Source organism: Streptomyces sp. DF42 (genome assembly GCF_058267695.1).
Genome location: NZ_CM177859.1, coordinates 978,203 through 993,650, shown reverse-complemented (window position 1 = coordinate 993,650; position 15,448 = coordinate 978,203). Strand labels below are relative to the sequence as shown.

At 72.2% G+C, this 15,448-nt stretch carries 13 protein-coding genes and 1 pseudogene; 4 read left to right on the top strand and 10 right to left on the bottom strand.

The window, feature by feature from the left end; translation table 11 throughout:
- Window positions 1–78: 78 nt before the first annotated feature.
- From ACYUED_RS04615 to xylB, 7 genes are all read right to left on the bottom strand, one after another.
- Window positions 79–1,410, bottom strand: a complete 1,332-nt coding sequence (locus ACYUED_RS04615; protein WP_491291043.1) for a winged helix-turn-helix domain-containing protein — start codon at window positions 1,408–1,410, stop codon at window positions 79–81.
- Window positions 1,411–1,494: 84 nt separating this feature from the next.
- Complete coding sequence (locus ACYUED_RS04610; RefSeq protein ID WP_491291042.1) at window positions 1,495–2,094, bottom strand: N-acetylmuramoyl-L-alanine amidase; 600 nt, start codon at window positions 2,092–2,094, stop codon at window positions 1,495–1,497.
- A gap of 54 nt (window positions 2,095–2,148) precedes the next feature.
- Window positions 2,149–3,162 carry an acetamidase/formamidase family protein gene (locus ACYUED_RS04605; RefSeq protein WP_491291041.1) on the bottom strand — a complete coding sequence of 338 codons (1,014 nt, stop codon included), beginning with the start codon at window positions 3,160–3,162 and terminating at the stop codon, window positions 2,149–2,151.
- A gap of 94 nt (window positions 3,163–3,256) precedes the next feature.
- Window positions 3,257–3,694: a hypothetical protein gene (locus ACYUED_RS04600; RefSeq protein ID WP_491291040.1), complete on the bottom strand. Its 438-nt coding sequence runs from the start codon at window positions 3,692–3,694 to the stop codon at window positions 3,257–3,259.
- Window positions 3,695–3,877: 183 nt separating this feature from the next.
- Entirely contained in the window at window positions 3,878–4,429 is a 552-nt protein-coding gene (locus tag ACYUED_RS04595; protein WP_491291039.1) for a heme-binding beta-barrel domain-containing protein, read from the bottom strand.
- A gap of 179 nt (window positions 4,430–4,608) precedes the next feature.
- The gene (locus tag ACYUED_RS04590) at window positions 4,609–5,817 is read right to left on the bottom strand and encodes an ROK family protein (protein ID WP_491291038.1); all 1,209 of its coding nucleotides are present in this window, start codon (window positions 5,815–5,817) and stop codon (window positions 4,609–4,611) included.
- 10 nt (window positions 5,818–5,827) lie between these two features.
- Window positions 5,828–7,273 carry a xylulokinase gene (gene xylB, locus ACYUED_RS04585; RefSeq protein WP_491291037.1) on the bottom strand — a complete coding sequence of 482 codons (1,446 nt, stop codon included), beginning with the start codon at window positions 7,271–7,273 and terminating at the stop codon, window positions 5,828–5,830.
- A gap of 133 nt (window positions 7,274–7,406) precedes the next feature.
- Between xylB and xylA the strand changes: the two genes are divergently transcribed.
- Window positions 7,407–8,573: a xylose isomerase gene (xylA, locus tag ACYUED_RS04580; RefSeq protein ID WP_266923272.1), complete on the top strand. Its 1,167-nt coding sequence runs from the start codon at window positions 7,407–7,409 to the stop codon at window positions 8,571–8,573.
- A 168-nt stretch (window positions 8,574–8,741) separates the two neighbouring features.
- The gene (locus ACYUED_RS04575) at window positions 8,742–9,245 is read left to right on the top strand and encodes a hypothetical protein (protein WP_491291036.1); all 504 of its coding nucleotides are present in this window, start codon (window positions 8,742–8,744) and stop codon (window positions 9,243–9,245) included.
- Between the two features lie 44 nt (window positions 9,246–9,289).
- Here the strand turns inward: ACYUED_RS04575 and ACYUED_RS04570 are convergent.
- From ACYUED_RS04570 to ACYUED_RS04560, 3 genes and pseudogenes are all read right to left on the bottom strand, one after another.
- Window positions 9,290–9,427 (bottom strand): annotated as a pseudogene (locus ACYUED_RS04570) (esterase-like activity of phytase family protein); the annotation flags it as partial.
- A gap of 130 nt (window positions 9,428–9,557) precedes the next feature.
- Entirely contained in the window at window positions 9,558–10,841 is a 1,284-nt protein-coding gene (locus ACYUED_RS04565) for an SWIM zinc finger family protein (protein ID WP_491291035.1), read from the bottom strand.
- Window positions 10,838–13,744 (bottom strand): SCO1167/SCO6262 family helicase, encoded by a 2,907-nt coding sequence (locus tag ACYUED_RS04560; protein WP_491291034.1) that lies wholly within the window; start codon window positions 13,742–13,744, stop codon window positions 10,838–10,840. The genes ACYUED_RS04565 and ACYUED_RS04560 overlap by 4 nt, the downstream gene beginning before the upstream one ends.
- Window positions 13,745–13,995: 251 nt before the next feature.
- Here ACYUED_RS04560 and ACYUED_RS04555 point away from each other — a divergent pair, with 251 nt between their 5' ends.
- Both ACYUED_RS04555 and ACYUED_RS04550 read left to right on the top strand, forming a co-directional pair.
- Complete coding sequence (locus ACYUED_RS04555; RefSeq protein WP_491291033.1) at window positions 13,996–15,099, top strand: fatty acid desaturase family protein; 1,104 nt, start codon at window positions 13,996–13,998, stop codon at window positions 15,097–15,099.
- A 162-nt stretch (window positions 15,100–15,261) separates the two neighbouring features.
- Window positions 15,262–15,444, top strand: a complete 183-nt coding sequence (locus tag ACYUED_RS04550) for a tail-anchor membrane protein (RefSeq protein WP_266526973.1) — start codon at window positions 15,262–15,264, stop codon at window positions 15,442–15,444.
- Window positions 15,445–15,448: the final 4 nt, after the last annotated feature.

Here is a 15,448-nt window from a genome sequence, read left to right as displayed (position 1 = left end):
GGCAGCTCCCGTCGGGAGGCTAGGGACGGCCACGTTGCAACTACGTTGCGTGAATGCCGGGACGGGCACGCGTGCTCGCTACGCCGGTGCGCCTCCCCGCCGGCCTGCGGCGCCGGGCCAGTCGGCCGGCGCCGCCAACTCCAGCTCCAGCGCCGTCAGGCGCGCCCGGACCGCCGCCGTCGGGCGGACCGCGGCGAGTGCCCGCCATATGTCGAGGTCGTCCTCGCCCCACGGCGTGTGCGCCCAGTCGGCCAGCAGGTCGGGATCGCGGCGGGCGATCAGCGCCGTACGGAGGCCGTCGGCCAGGCGGTGCCTGAGCCGCACCACCGCCGGGGCCTGGGAACCCGGCAGCAACGGCCCCGCGTACGCCGTCGCGGCCCCCGTCACCGCACCGCTCTCCAGCCGCCGCTCCACCACAGCGGCATCGCACTCGACGGGAACCGTCAGCCGGTAGGGCCGCGAGGACAGCAGACCCGGACCCAGCACCCTGCGCAGCCTGGCCAGTTCGGCGCGCAGCGTCACCGGCGTCACCGACTCGTCCTCATACAGCGCGCACAGCAGCTCGTCGCCGGTCAGCCCCTCGGGGTGACGCGAGAGCAGCACGAGGATCTCGCTGTGCCGGCGGCTGAGCCTGATCCTGCGCCCGCCGGACAGAAGCTGTGCCTCGTCCCGGCCCAGCGCCGTCAGCTCGGGCGTGTCGGCGGCGGGCCGCTCCGGGACGAGCAGTGCCAGGTGGGACTCGGCGGCCCGGGCGACCGCCTGTACGAAGCCCAGACTGTGCGGATGCGCGAGCCCGTCTCCGCCGGTGATGTCCACGGCACCGAGCACCCGCCCGGTGCGCGGATCGTGCACCGGAGCCGCCGCGCACGTCCACGGCTGCACGCGCCGGGTGAAATGCTCGGCCGCGAAGACCTGCACGGGCCGGTCGACGGCGACCGCGGTCCCCGGCGCGTTGGTCCCCATCGCCGTCTCAGCCCACCGGGCACCCGGCACGAAGTTCATCCGCCCCGCATTCCGCCGGGCGGCCGGATGCCCTTCGACCCACAGCAGCCTGCCGTGCACGTCGCACACCGCCAGCAGATGTTCCCCGTCGGCAGCGAACGTCCCCATCAGCTCACGGAACAACGGCATCACCCGCGCCAGCGGATGCTCGGCCCGGTAGGCGCCGAGGTCACCGTCCGCGAGCTCCACACTCGCCGTGCCGTCGGGCCCCACGCCGGCCCGCGCGGAACGCCGCCACGACTCGGCCACCACCGAACGCACCGGCCGGGCCACCGTGCCCACCTCGGTGAACCTCTCGTGCGCGCGACGCAGCATCCGCGCGTGCTCGGCAGGGTCGGCCCCCGGCTCGAGGGCCACCCACGGATCGGTCAACTCGGCCTCCCCGGAAGGTGTTGCGGCTGGGGACATCGTCACTCCGGGTACGCGCACGGACAACCGTTTCGACCACGGTGACCCGAATGACGGTGCCGCCCTCGCGGTCGGATGGAGCGGTCAGGCGAAGTTGACGAGTCTGATGTAGCGCGTCCAGTCCCAGTTGGGCCCGGGGTCGGTGTGGTCCGTGCCAGGCACCTCGTAGTGTCCGATGATGTGTGCCCGGTCCTTCGGAAGTCCGAATCTGGTGCAGATCGCCGCCGTGAGTCTCGCCGACTGCTCGTACAGCGCGTCGGTGAAGTAGGCGGGCCGGTCGACCCATCCCTCGTGCTCGATCCCGATGCTGCGCGTGTTGTAGTCCCAGTTACCCGCGTGCCAGGCGATGTCGGCCTCCCGGACGCACTGCGCGACATGTCCGTCGGCCGAGCGCACCAGGTAGTGCGCGGACACCTGCTTCTGCGGGTTCTGGAAGATGGAGAGTGTGTCGGGGTAGGTCTCCTGTGTGACGTGGATGATCACGTGGTCGACGGGATAGGCCGTGGGGCGGTTCGACACCGTGTAGTTGTCGGTGGTCGCCGGCCGCCACTCGGCGGACGGGTAGTCGACCACCTGGGCCTGCGCACCGGCCGGCGCGTCGGGAAGCAGCGTGTACGGGACGGCAGCGAGGGCCGCACCCCTTAAGAACCGTCGCCTGGTGGTTCCCGGTCTTGCCCGTTCCATGAAGCCGTGCCTTTCGGTCAGTGGGTGTGGCTCAGCTCGATCCGCGGGTGGGGATCAGCCCTGCAGGGTCGCTGCGACCTCCCGCAGGTGCGCGTGCACCCCACGGTGAGTCTCGCGCGCGGGCAGCCACTGTTTGCGGATCTTGGCCACGCAGGTGTAGTTGGTGTCGCAGACGTTGGCCAACGGTGACTCGACCGCCTGGGTCGCGAACTGGTACGCGTCCAGCTCGCTGAACCCGTAGTCGCGCACCAGCCACTGCACCAGGTCGAGCTGGGATATCCGGAACGCGTCCTCCAACGGGCGTGCCGATCCCGTCGAGATGATGTGCGTGTCCGACTCGATGCGCGGCCACGGTGTGGCGAGCCCCTTGAGCAACTCGACGATCACCACGGTGTTCATCGCGCACTCGACGGCGACGCCACAGGTCTCGCCCTCACCCTGCCGGGCGTGCCCGTCGCCCAGGCTGAGCAGCGCGCCCTCCACGTTCACCCCCAGGTAGCAGGTGACGCCGGCCCGCATCTCGGGCGTGTCCATGTTGCCGCCGTGCGCGTCGGGCACCAGGGCCGAGCGGACCTCGAAATTGGCGGGGGCCACCCCCACGGTGCCGTGCATCGGGTCCATGGGCAGCTCGGCCTCGATGTCGCTGTCATGGGCCCGGAACAGCACCGTGCGCCGGGTCCGGTCGAGCTGCCAGATCCACACGGTCTCCGGCAGCGGCGGCTGCAGTGTGGCCGTGGTGTGCGTGGAGGTGAGCGCGCCGAACAGGGGGACCGTGGTGGACGCGGCCCAGTCACGCGCCGGTTCGACCGACACGAAGTGCACCGCGACCGTGTCACCCGGTTCGGCACCTTCGACGTGGAAGGGGCCGGTCTGCGGATTGAGGAAGGGGAACTCGCACACCTCGGACACCAGATCCTTCTCGGACCGTACCCGCCCGGCGAAGCAGTCCTCCGTGTACACGTCGAGGACCGTGCCGGGTGCGATGCGCGCCACGGGGGGTGCCCCGCCGAAGGTCCAGGCGTACTCGTTCGGTTCGGGCCGGACGGTCAGGATCCGGGGGTCGCTCATGGGCGCGCTGCTCCGTTCTGCGCAAGGCCGGTGGGGGAAGGGTCGTCGAGGTGGACACGGGCGGTCTCGGCTATACGTTCGGGATGCCGCCGCATCAGCACCAGCAGCACCACGACACCGGCGGCCATCCACACTGGGACGATCGGCCCGGCGTACGACACCGGGCGGTCAGCTCGGTGACGACGCCGAAGACGGGCAGAAGCAGCAGCGGCGGGACCAACGCCTCCACGAACACGTAGCCCCAGCCGACGAGGAAACCGACAGCAGGGTGCAGCCCCTGCGCCGCGTACGTGGACACCGAGCCCGCGGCCGGCAGTTCCCTTGCCGGCTCGGCCACGCACGACGCGGTGAACAGACAGGCCACCAGCGCGATCAGCACGGCGAGTGGCAGGCTCCCGCCGGCGAAGGCCGCGCCGGACGGAATGGATGCGGCGACCGCGGCGGCCGGAGCCATGGCGGTGACGCTCTGGAACAGAACCTCGCGCAGCCCGATCGCGTCGCGCCTGAGACCTACCGCCACATCCCCCGACATGTGAATCCCCCTCAATTCACGCCGACATGCCAAGACACGGCCCGACTCGACGGGGTGCGTCTCGCGTGATTCACGGTACGGCGCTCGCGAGTTGGGCAGAAGGGCGCGACGTGCTTCGGTGGACGACACCGCTGATGTGGAAAACCTGGCCACCCACATGGGTGAAGCCGGCGTCGGCCGGGCCTATCGGGTGCGATGCAGGCTCGCCGAGAGATGGTGCTGCAACGGGCGGCCGACCGCGGCGAGATCGAAGTCGAACGTGAGTGTGTCGCCGTCGGTCAGGGTGTAGCGGCGACGGGTGGCGTCGACCTGTTTGGCGGTGGGGGTCAGGGCCACCTGATCGGTGGAGAGGTCCACCGAGTCCGTCGTCGCACGGCCCACCGCGACCTCCGCGATACCGGTGGGCTGGGTGATCAGTGCCTCCACCCGGCCGTCGGGCTGAAGCCGCCACCACCCGCTCTCCCGGGCCGCCGGACGCAACGGAGCGCCGTCGGCGTCGAGCAGCCAGGCCCGGGCCTCGTAGCGGAGGAAGGGGCGGCCGTCGTGGCTGAAGGCGACCTCCTGCGCGTACGCGAAATCCCCGGCCAGCGTCGGATACCCGCCCTGACCACGGCCGTGCCAGGTGCCCAGGAGACCGAGCACCGGCGCGAGCAGCGCGTGCGGTACGGGAGCCGCGTCCGGCCGGTGGCTGTCGGGGTACGGGTGCCCCGGTGCGGGGTCGAAGGGGTCGAACACGGTTGCGCTCCTCGGGTGGTGACGGTGCCGTTGCCGGGCGAAAGCGTAGAGCGCGTACGGGGCGTCGGTGCGGAACGGGTTCGGCCGAGTGAGGCGCGTACACGGTGCCGGTCGGTCCGGACAACGTGCGGCTGCGCCCGGCCCGTCCGCCGTACGGCCTCGCGGGTATCGGGATCGGATCAGGCCCTCTCGGCCACCGCCGCCGGGTCGTCAAGGACCGCCCGCACCACCGAGTGCGCCGCCCCCAGCAGTGGTCCTTCGGGGCCCAGCCGCGACACGGACACCGGGCAGGGCGGACCCGCCGTGCGCCGGTCCAACTCGGCCTCCAGTGACGGGAGGAGCCAGGGTGCGAGCCCGGCCAGCGCGCCGCCCAGCACCACGCTCTCGGGGTCCAGCAGATTGACCGCCCCGGTCAGCGCGATGCCGAGCGCGGTACCGGCGACGCGCAGCGCACCCCGTACGTCCTCGTCGCCCTCGGCGGCCCGGCCCGCGAGCAGCCCGACGCGGTCCTCGCCCGGTTCCAGGCCGGCGGCACGCAGCACCGCCTCCTCACCGGCGTACTGCTCCAGACAGCCGCGCCCGCCGCACGGGCACGCGGGCCCCTCCGGCTGCACCGGCACATGCCCCAGCTCGCCCGCGAAACCACGCGTCCCGCGAAGCAGCCCCCCGGCCACCACGACCGCCGCGCCGATGCCGATCTCCGCCGACACGTGCAGGAAGTCGTGGGGAGTGCTCTCGCCGAGCCAGAGTTCGGCGAGAGCACCGAAGTTGGCCTCGTTGTCGACGGTCAGCGGGATGTCGGTGGACAGCAGTGCACCGATGTCCGTGTCGTGCCAGTCGAGGTTCGGGGCGCGTACGACGGTACGGGCGTCGCGCGCCACCAGGCCCGGCACGGCCAGCGCGAGCCCCGCGGGCCACAGGCCTTCGCGGTCCGCCTCCGCGACGACCCGGCGCACCAGTCCGGTCAGCTCCTCGATCACCGGCTGCGGGGAGCGGCCACGGTTCGCGCGATGCCGTACGGCACGCGAACGCACCTGGCCGCGCAGGTCGACAGCGCAGACCGCGAGGTGGTCGACGCCGATCTCGGCGCCGATGCCGGCGGGGCCGCGTCCGCTGACGGCGAGCGCCGAGCCGGGACGGCCCACCCGCCCGGGCCGCTCCGGGCCCAGCTCCTCCAGCAGCCCGGTGCGTATGAGCTCGTCGACGAGGGTCGACACCGCCGCCCGGGTCAGCCCGATGCGCGAGGAGACGGCGGCCCGGGAGAGCGGTCCCTCGGCGCTGACGGCGTGCATCACCCGGGCGAGATTGCGGCGGCGCATGCCTTGCTGGGTGTCGGGCAGCACCCGGCCGGGGCCGGCCGGATGCGCCTCGTGCAGCGGTGCGGTCATGCCCCCGTCCTCAAAGGCTCTCGGTGCTCCGCTCCAGCAGCGGGGCCGCGTCGGAGAGTACCCCGGCGATCCTCGCCAGCGTCTCCTCGTCCCGCTCCACCGCCTCCAGCACCGGGCCCGCGGCGGTGTTCCAGCGCCGGGCGACCGCCGCCGGATCCTCGCCGGTCAGCAGGCCCGCCGCCTGCGCCGCTGCGCCGAGCGCGACCAGCTCCTTGGCCTCCGGGACCTGGACCGGGCGGCCCGACAGCCGCCTTACGGTCTGCTGCCATGCCGTGCCACGGGCGCCGCCGCCGATCAGCAGCAGGGGGACCGAGCGGTCCGCGTCCTCGTCGAGGACCAGGTCGAGTGCGCCGAGCAGCGAGTGCACGGCACCGTCGTAGGCGGCCTGCAGCAGCTGGCCTCCGGTGGTGTCGTGGCGCAGGCCGTGCAGCAGACCGGAGGCGCTCGGCAGGTTGGGTGTGCGTTCGCCGTCCAGGTAGGGCAGGAGCGTGACGCCGGCGACGGGTTCCACGGCCTCGCGGTCCAGGCCCAGCAGCGTCGCGACACGGTCGACGGCGAGCGTGCAGTTCAGCGTGCAGGCCAGCGGCAGCCAGTCCCCGTGGGCGTCGGCAAAGCCCGCCACCGTGCCGGTCGGGTCGGCAGGGCGCCGCTTGGAGACGGCGTAGACCGTGCCCGACGTGCCGAGGCTGAGCACCGGCGTCCCCGGACGCAGCCCGAGTCCGAGCGCGGCGGCGGCGTTGTCCCCCGTCCCCGGAGCGACCAGGGTGCCCTTGGAGAACGGCAGGTCGTGGCTGTCGCGCACGGTGCCCGCCATCTCGCCGGGCCGGACCACCCGGGGCAGCAGCGCCGGATCGAGTCCCACATGCGCGAGGATCTCCTCGTCGTACGACTCCGTCCCGGACGCCCACCAGCCCGTACCCGAGACGTCGCCGCGGTCGGTGGTGCCTTCCCCGGTCAGGCGCTCGGTGAGGTAGTCGTGGGGCAGGCGCACCGCCTTGGCCGCGCGCACCGCGTCCGGTTCGTTCTCCGCCAGCCAGGCCCACTTCGTGACCGTGAAGGACGGGCCGGGCACGCTTCCGGTGCGCTCCGCCCAGGCCTTCGGGCCGCCCAGCTCCTCGACGAGACGGCGCGCCTGCGGCGCCGAGCGCACGTCGTTCCACAGCAGCGCCGGGCGCACCGGCTCGCCCCGCCCGTCCAGCGTGACGAGGCCGTGCTGCTGACCGCCGATCGACACCGCGGCGGCCTCGTGCGCCGCATCGCCGCACTGACGCAGGGCCTCGCACAGGGCGTCCCACCACTGGCGCGGGTCGCTCTCGCGGCCGGCCCCGGAGGAGACGGTGTGCGGTGCCTGACCGCTCGCGACGACCTGCCCGGTGGCGGCGTCGACGACGAGCGCCTTGGTGGACTGGGTGGACGTGTCCACGCCGACGACGAGCGGACCCTCGGCTGCTGACATCGGGCTCTCCCTTTTTGCGCGGCTCAACAGGATGTTCCGTGCGACACACCCTGCTCTCTTCCCAGAGATGCGTTCGCATACTAATTTGTAAACTGCCATGACGAAATAGTCGGAGCAAACAAGGAGCCGCGGCATGAACTACCAGCCCACCCCCGAGGACAAGTTCACCTTCGGCCTGTGGACCGTCGGCTGGCAGGGAAGGGACCCGTTCGGCGACGCCACGCGGCGTGCCCTCGACCCGGTCGAGACGGTGCAGCGCCTGGCCGAGCTCGGCGCCCACGGTGTGACCTTCCACGACGACGACCTGATCCCCTTCGGGTCCTCGGACACCGAGCGCGAGTCGCACATCAAGCGATTCCGTCAGGCCCTCGACACGACCGGCATGACCGTGCCGATGGCCACCACCAACCTCTTCACGCACCCGGTCTTCAAGGACGGCGCGTTCACCGCGAACGACCGTGACGTGCGCCGCTACGCCCTGCGCAAGACGATCCGCAACATCGATCTCGCGGCCGAGCTCGGTGCGAAGACCTACGTCGCCTGGGGCGGCCGTGAGGGTGCCGAGTCCGGCGCCGCCAAGGACGTGCGCGTCGCCCTCGACCGCATGAAGGAGGGTTTCGACCTCCTCGGCGAGTACGTGATCTCCCAGGGCTACGACCTGAAGTTCGCGATCGAGCCCAAGCCGAACGAGCCCCGCGGCGACATCCTGCTGCCCACCGTCGGCCACGCGCTCGCGTTCATCGAGCGCCTGGAGCGCCCGGAGCTGTACGGCGTCAACCCCGAGGTCGGCCACGAGCAGATGGCCGGGCTGAACTTCCCGCACGGCATCGCGCAGGCCCTGTGGGCGGGCAAGCTCTTCCACATCGACCTCAACGGCCAGTCCGGCATCAAGTACGACCAGGACCTGCGCTTCGGCGCCGGCGACCTGCGCGCCGCGTTCTGGCTGGTCGACCTCCTCGAGAGGGCCGGTTACGACGGCCCGCGCCACTTCGACTTCAAGCCGCCGCGGACCGAGGACCTCGACGGCGTGTGGGCGTCGGCCGCGGGCTGCATGCGCAACTACCTCATCCTCAAGGACCGTGCGGCCGCCTTCCGCGCCGACCCGGAGGTGCAGGAGGCCCTGCGCGCCTCGCGGCTGGACGAGCTCGCCCAGCCGACCGCCGCGGACGGCCTGCAGGCCCTGCTCGCCGACCGCAGCGCCTTCGAGGAGTTCGACGTCGAGGCGACCGCCGCGCGCGGGATGGCTTTCGAGCACCTCGACCAGCTGGCAATGGACCACCTGCTGGGGGCTCGCGGCTGACGGCGCGCGCTGCTGGGGGCTCGCGCCTGGGTGCACGCGTGCGTGCGGCGCTGAGCGATCTCCGTGCGGAATGCTCCGGAATCATGCGGTCCGTGGCATGGATCCGTATCAAGTTCCGTACGGGGGTCGCCTCATGCCCGGTCCGAGGCGACTCTGGACGGTATGGCCATGCCGCCCGTACCGCCTCAGCCACCCGGGCCGCCGGGTGACACGCCGCCTCCGGGCGGCGGTTTCGGACCGCACTCCGAAGGATTCGGCCCCGGTTACGGGGCGGGAGAGGGCTACGGCTCTCCTCCAGGAGGCGGAGGCTACGGCCCCCCTCCGGGAGGCAACGAGCCACCCACCTACGGTGGTTGGCAGCCACCGCCGGAACCGCCCAGGAGGCGACGGAACCCGCTCGTCATCATCCTGGTCGGCCTCGCGGCGGTCGCGGCCGTGGTCGTCGTCGTCCTCATGGCCTCCGGGAGCGGCGACTCGCCCGACAAGAAGTCGCCCGCCGGCAGCAGCCAGAGCACCGGCCGCTCACAAGCACCGTCCCTCAGCATCCCGACCGAAATTCCGAGCGAGCTGCCCAGCGAACTGCCTTCCAAGCTGCCCAGCGAGCTGCCGAGCAGCGTCCCGAGCGACCTGGAATCGCTGATCCCCTCCCTGGGAGACATCGAGCTGCCGTAACGCGAGGTCGGGCGCAGTGCGGCAGTCGCACGTACGTCGCCGACGGTGCGCTCCGCCACAAGCAGGCGGTCGCCGCCCACGGCGACAACGGAGGAGACCTTCAGCTCGGAGGTGTCTTCCCTGCTCAGGTCCGCCACGTTCACGGGATCGAAGCGGTAGGCGTACTCGGCGGTGACGGCCTTCGGGCCGACCGTGGAACACGAGGAGTTCCTGCCGGAGGGCGACGCAGGACATGCCCTGTTCTGGGCGCGGCGCGCCGCACAGCCGGTCTGAACCTTCGCTGCCCCTCGCCTGTCCCCTCCGCGGCCCGAGTCACCCGCGGCCCGTTTCGGCGGGGTCCTCCCCGGGAGCCCTTTCCACCGAGGCCAGAGCTGTCGCCGGGTCCTGGCAGGCGGCTCCGGCGGGGACCCAGCGGCCCCGTTCCTTTCGATAGGGCCACCAACGCCCGTCCCGGCCCAGGCGCAGCTGGGCAGGTGTGCCGACGACCGTCCACCGGTTGTCCCGGGCCCGTAGCGACGGACGTTCGTCCTCGTCCCAGGACGACTCCAGAACAGTACGCGCGCGTGCGAGCGTTTCGCCCGTGACGGTCCACGCCTCCTCCAGGACGGACAGCGCGGCCGCCCCTCCGACCCGCCACGCGCGCGTGGCGCGCGTCAGATCCTCCCGGTCACGTCCCGACCCGTGGGCCAGCCGGTCCGCCACAGACCTCTCCGGTGCGCCTGTGGCGAGCCGGACGGCGTCCTGCGAGACCGTCAACTCCGGTTCAGGAAGCAGCTGTTCCGGCCCGGAGCGCAGGGCATCGGCGAGCATGCGATGTGCCTCGACGGCGGTCAGGGCGGCCAGGTATCGCAGCGCGGGCGGGTCCACGTCGGGGCCGGGAGGGGCCTCGGTGTCCAGGGAGGGTGGCATGCCGGGCTCCGGGGGCAGCTCCGGGGGAGTGGGCAGCGGCGGCAGGACGGCGCCGGTCGCGTACGCCTCGGCGGCGTCCACCCCCTCCGGCCCGGAGGGCGCTTCGGACGGCCGGATGCTGCGGGCCTGCAGGGCGTCCAGCACGGCGAGTTCCTCCCGCCCGCGCATCAACAGCAGCACGAACGGATCCTGATCCAGCAGACGCGCCACCTGGTAGCACAGGGCCGCCGTGTGCGCGCAGTGGTCCCAGGCGCCGCAGTCGCACTCCGGCTCCATGTCGCCCATTCCCGGCAGCAGTTCGACACCAGCGGTCGCCGCGTCCTCCACCAGATGTGGCGGCATCTCGCGGTCCAGCAGCGCCGCCACGTGTCCCGCGCGCTCGACCGCAATGTCCAGGAAACGGTCCCACTGGCCGCCGTCCAGCTCCCCCAGCAGAACGTCGGCCCGATGCACCGTCCGATCGCGGTCGTGGACCACGGCCGTCATGCGTCCAGGGCGCACGGACACCGCTCCCACGGCGCCCGCGCGCGCGAGACCTCGGCCCGCCTTCAGCTGCTGCGAGTCGAGTGCCCCATCCTCCAGCGCCTTCAGCCAGGCCAGGCCCCACCACGTGTCCGCGAACCTCCGCCCGTGCGCGGGCGGCAGCGCGGCGAACGTGCGCTCCGTGTCCTTCGCGTGCCGGTTCATCGTGTGCCCCCTCGCAGTTCCACCAAATCGGCCAGCTCCCCGTCCGTGAGCTCCGTGAGCGCGACCTCGCCGGAGCCCAGCACCGCGTCGGCCAGCTCCCGCTTTCGGGCGAGCATGTCGGCGATGCGGTCCTCGATGGTTCCCTCCGCGATCAGCCGGTGCACCTGCACGGGCCGGGTCTGCCCGATGCGGTACGCGCGGTCGGTGGCCTGCGCCTCGACGGCGGGATTCCACCAGCGGTCGTAGTGCACGACGTGCTCGGCCCGTGTCAGGTTCAGGCCCGTGCCCGCGGCCTTCAACGACAGCAGGAAGACGGGGACTTCGCCGTCCTGGAAGCGACGCACCATCGCCTCCCGATCGCCGACGGGCGTCCCGCCGTGCAGGAACTGCGAGCTGACGGCCCGGCCGGCCAGGTGCCTTTCGATGATGCGCGCCATGCGCACGTACTGCGTGAAGACCAGAACGCTCGCCCCCTCGGAGAGGATGGTGTCGAGCAACTCGTCCAGCAGCTCCAGCTTCCCTGAACGCCCCACGATCCGCGGCCGCTCCTCCTTGAGGAACTGCGCCGGGTGGTTGCAGATCTGCTTCAGTCCCGTCAGCAGCTTCATGATCAGCCCGCGCCGCGCCATGGTGTCGGAGCCGGAGATCTCCGCGAGCGTCTCCCGCACCACCGCCTCGTACAGGCCCGCCTGCTCCTTGGTCAGGGACACGGCACGGTCGGTCTCGGTCTTCGGCGGCAGCTCCGGGGCGATCCCCGGGTCGGACTTGTGCCGGCGCAGCAGGAACGGACGTACCAGCCGGGCGAGTCGCTCCGCCGCCGCCGGGTCCTGGCCGCCCTCGACGGCCTGCGCATACCGCGTGCGGAAGGTGCCGAGGTGGCCGAGGAGCCCAGGGGTCGTCCAGTCGAGGATCGCCCACAGCTCCGACAGGTTGTTCTCCACCGGGGTGCCGGTGAGCGCCACACGCGCGCGTGCGCCGATGGAACGCAGCTCCCGCGCGGTCGCCGAGTACGGGTTCTTCACATGCTGTGCCTCGTCCGCCACGACCATGCCCCACGGCACCTCGGCGAGCCTGCGCGCATCGAGGCGCATCGTCCCGTAGGTGGTGAGCACGAACTCCCCGCCGGCCAGGGCGTCCAGGCCGCGCCGCGCCCCGTGGAAGCGACCTACGGGTGTGCCGGGCGCGAACCTCTCGATCTCGCGCTGCCAGTTGCCCATCAGCGACGTCGGACACACCACGAGCGTGGGACCGGCCGTCGACGGGTCGCTCTGCCGGTGCAGATGCAGCGCGATCAGTGTGATCGTCTTGCCGAGTCCCATGTCGTCGGCCAGGCAGCAGCCCAGGCCCAGGGATGTCATTCGGGCCAGCCAACTCAGGCCCCGCCGCTGGTAGTCACGCAGCGTCGCCGCGAGAGCGGCGGGCTGTGCGACCGGCTCCTGCGCCTCCGGGGCCGCGAGCAGCTCCCGCAGGGCTGCCAGCCACCCCGTGGGGTGTACATCGATTCGGGTTCCGTCGACCTCGGTGGAGCCCGTCAGCGCGGCACCGAGCGCGTCGATGGGCGTGATCTTGCGATCCTGCTGGGCGCGGGCGCGGTGCACCTCCTGGGGGTCGATGAGGACCCACTGGTCGCGCAGGCGAACGACGGGGCGGTTGGCCTCGGCGAGCCGGTCCAGCTCCTCCCGTGTGAGCTGTTCGTCGCCCAGAGCGAACCGCCAGTTGGAGGCGAGGAGCGCGTCGGCGGACAGGAACGACGGGGCGCCCGAGGTGCCCCGGCCGGTGTCCGGCTCTCCGTCCGGGGGGCCGATCACCGCGCGGGCGGTGAGGTTGCGGGTCAGTTCCCGCGGCCAGTGCACGTCGACGCCGGCCTCGCCGAGGGCTCGGGCGCCTTGTCCGAGGAGCTCGGTGACCTCTTCGTCGGCGAGTTCGACGGCATCCGGCACGCTCGCCGAGAGCAGGGGCGTCAGCGGCGGCCAGGACCGCGCCGCCCGACGGAGCGCGAGCAGGGCGTCCATCCGTGCGCGCGGCCCGAAGCCCCCGCCCCCGGAACCGGACCAGACTTCGGAGGCGTCCGCCACGAGCACCGGATCACTGACGCTGTGCACCTGCAGGACGGCCCGGAACGCCACCGTGGCGTCGGCCTGCGCCGCATCGGCAAGGCCGGGTGCCTCGATCCGCAGGGAGAGGCGTACGTCCGCGTCGTGGCCCGCGGTGACATCGGCGGCCCACGCGCGCTGTGCGGGCATGTGCTGCGGCTCCTGCGCCGCGTAGGCGGGCCCGCCCGTCACGAGCGAGGCCGCCGGGGAGCGGGGGAGTGTGTCGGCCACCGCGTCCAGGTAGGCGTGCAGCAGCCGCTCCGGGTCGGCCAGCCTCGGCGGCCCGGCGCTGTCCGCAGGCACCGCGTGCGCCTGCGCCTGCGGTCCGGCGCCGTCCACAGGCACCGCGTGCGCCTCGGGCGGCATCGCGGCGGCCAGCCGACGGACGCGCTCGATGTCCTCCAGAGACAGAGGACCGACACGCCAGGCGTCGTGGTCCCTGGCGGAGAGACCCGGCAGCAGCAGTCCGCGCGCCACGAACTGCAGGGCCAGCACGGTGGCCGCACCCCAGAAGACCGCCCCCCTGTGCCCGTGCGGGTCGGTACGCGCACGCGTGAGGACGGGCAACGCCACCCGCACCGGCAGCAGGACGGCGGGAACCCCGACGCGCTCGACACCGTCGCCGCCGGGCAGGACGACGGTCAGATCCTCGGCGGTCCCGGCCCCGGCCGCGAGGAGCGGAGGAAAGGTGCCGTCGGGCCGCCAGAAGGCGACCCGGCCGGTGCGGGCCGGGTCACCGGGCACGAAAACGGCGCAGCAGCGGGCCAGTTCGGAGATCTCGGACGGTGTTGCCGTGGGGATCGACTGCACAGCGAAGCCGCATTCCTCAAATTTGACTACTTGGGGCCAGGGTCGCCGAGGGTACAGCACTTCGGCGGGCTGTCCGGCACGGCCGCGGGTCATCACCCGGACCGTCTCGCTCCGGGGTGTCGTCAACCCCCCTACGCGCCGCGGGGCTTGCCCCCGCCCCTGGACGGGGGGTGGCGCCATGGCCGGCGAGGGCCGTCAATCCGTACGTTTCAACAGGTCAGCCCCTTGCCCGAGAGAGCCGGAGACCGGTCATGCCCGAGCCCACCACAGCCCTCGCCGAACCCCTGCCGGGAACCCTCGCAGAACCGCTGCAGGGATCCCTTGCCGACCCCCTGCCGGGAGCGCGCGACGCACCGCCTCCCGGAAGCGAGTTCGCGCCACTCCTGCGCATGGTCAGGGGCCAGGGGCTGCTGGAGCGGCGCCAAGGCTGGTATGCGCTCGGCATCGCCACCAACGCACTCGCCCTGGCCGGCATCGTCACGGGCATCGTCCTCACCGGCGACTCCTGGTGGTCGCTGCTGCTGGCCCCGCTGCTGGCCGTCTTCGGCGCCCGCACGGCCTTCATAGGCCACGACGCGGGCCACTCCCAGATCACCGCCGTCAAGAAGGCCGCCCGTGCGATCGGCCTGATCCACGGAAACCTGCTCCTGGGCATGAGCTACGCCTGGTGGAACGACAAGCACAACCGTCACCACGCCAACCCCAACCACATCGACAAGGACCCCGACGTCGTCGCCGACGTCCTCGTCTTCACCGGTGCACAGGCCAAGCAGCGGTCGGGATTCCGGCGCTGGCTGACCCGCAACCAGGCCTGGCTGTTCTTCCCGCTCACCCTCCTGGAAGGCGTCGCCCTGAAGGTCCACGGCTTCCAGAACCTGCGCCGTCAAGCTCCACGGGAGCGCGCCGTGGAGGGCCTGCTCCTCGCGACCCACGTCGCCGCGTACGTGACGCTCCTGCTCAGCGCGCTGTCGCCGGGCAAGGCGCTCGCGTTCGCCGCACTCCACCAGGCGTTGTTCGGCCTGCACCTGGGCATGGCCTTCGCCCCCAACCACAAGGGCATGGAGATGCCCGACCCGGGCGGTGAGCGATGGGGCCATCTGCACCGGCAGGTGCTCACCTCGCGCAACGTCCGCGGCGGCGTCCTGACCGACTGGTTCCTGGGCGGCCTCAACTACCAGATCGAGCACCACCTCTTCCCCAGCATGCCCCGTCCCCATCTTCGGCTCGCCCAGCCCCTGGTGCGCGCCCACTGCAGGGAGTTGGGTATTCCCTATGCGGAGACCGGGCTCGTCGACTCGTATCGGCAGGCCCTGCGGCACCTGCACGAGGTGGGGGAGCCGCTCAGGGCGGAATGACCGAGAGTGTTCTCGGGCGAGAGCGTTCTCGGACGAGAGTGGTCTCAGGGATGAGTCGGGGTCGCACCTCAGGGACGTCTCAGGGTCGCGGTCCGGAACCGCGTGAGACGCAGGCCCGTTCTCAGGACAGAGAGCGGCAGTGGCCGCGAAGGAGGCGACGCAATGTCGAAGAACGCGAAGATCGCCGCGGGAGGTGTGGCGGTCGGGATCATCCTGCTGATCTGGCTGCCCTGGTGGGTATCGCTCCTGATAGTCCTGGGAGTGCCGGCCGCCGCCTACCTCGCGCTGGACCCGTCACAGCGGCGCAGGCTGCGCCGCGCCACCCGCAAGGAGCTCGGCCGCTGACGTA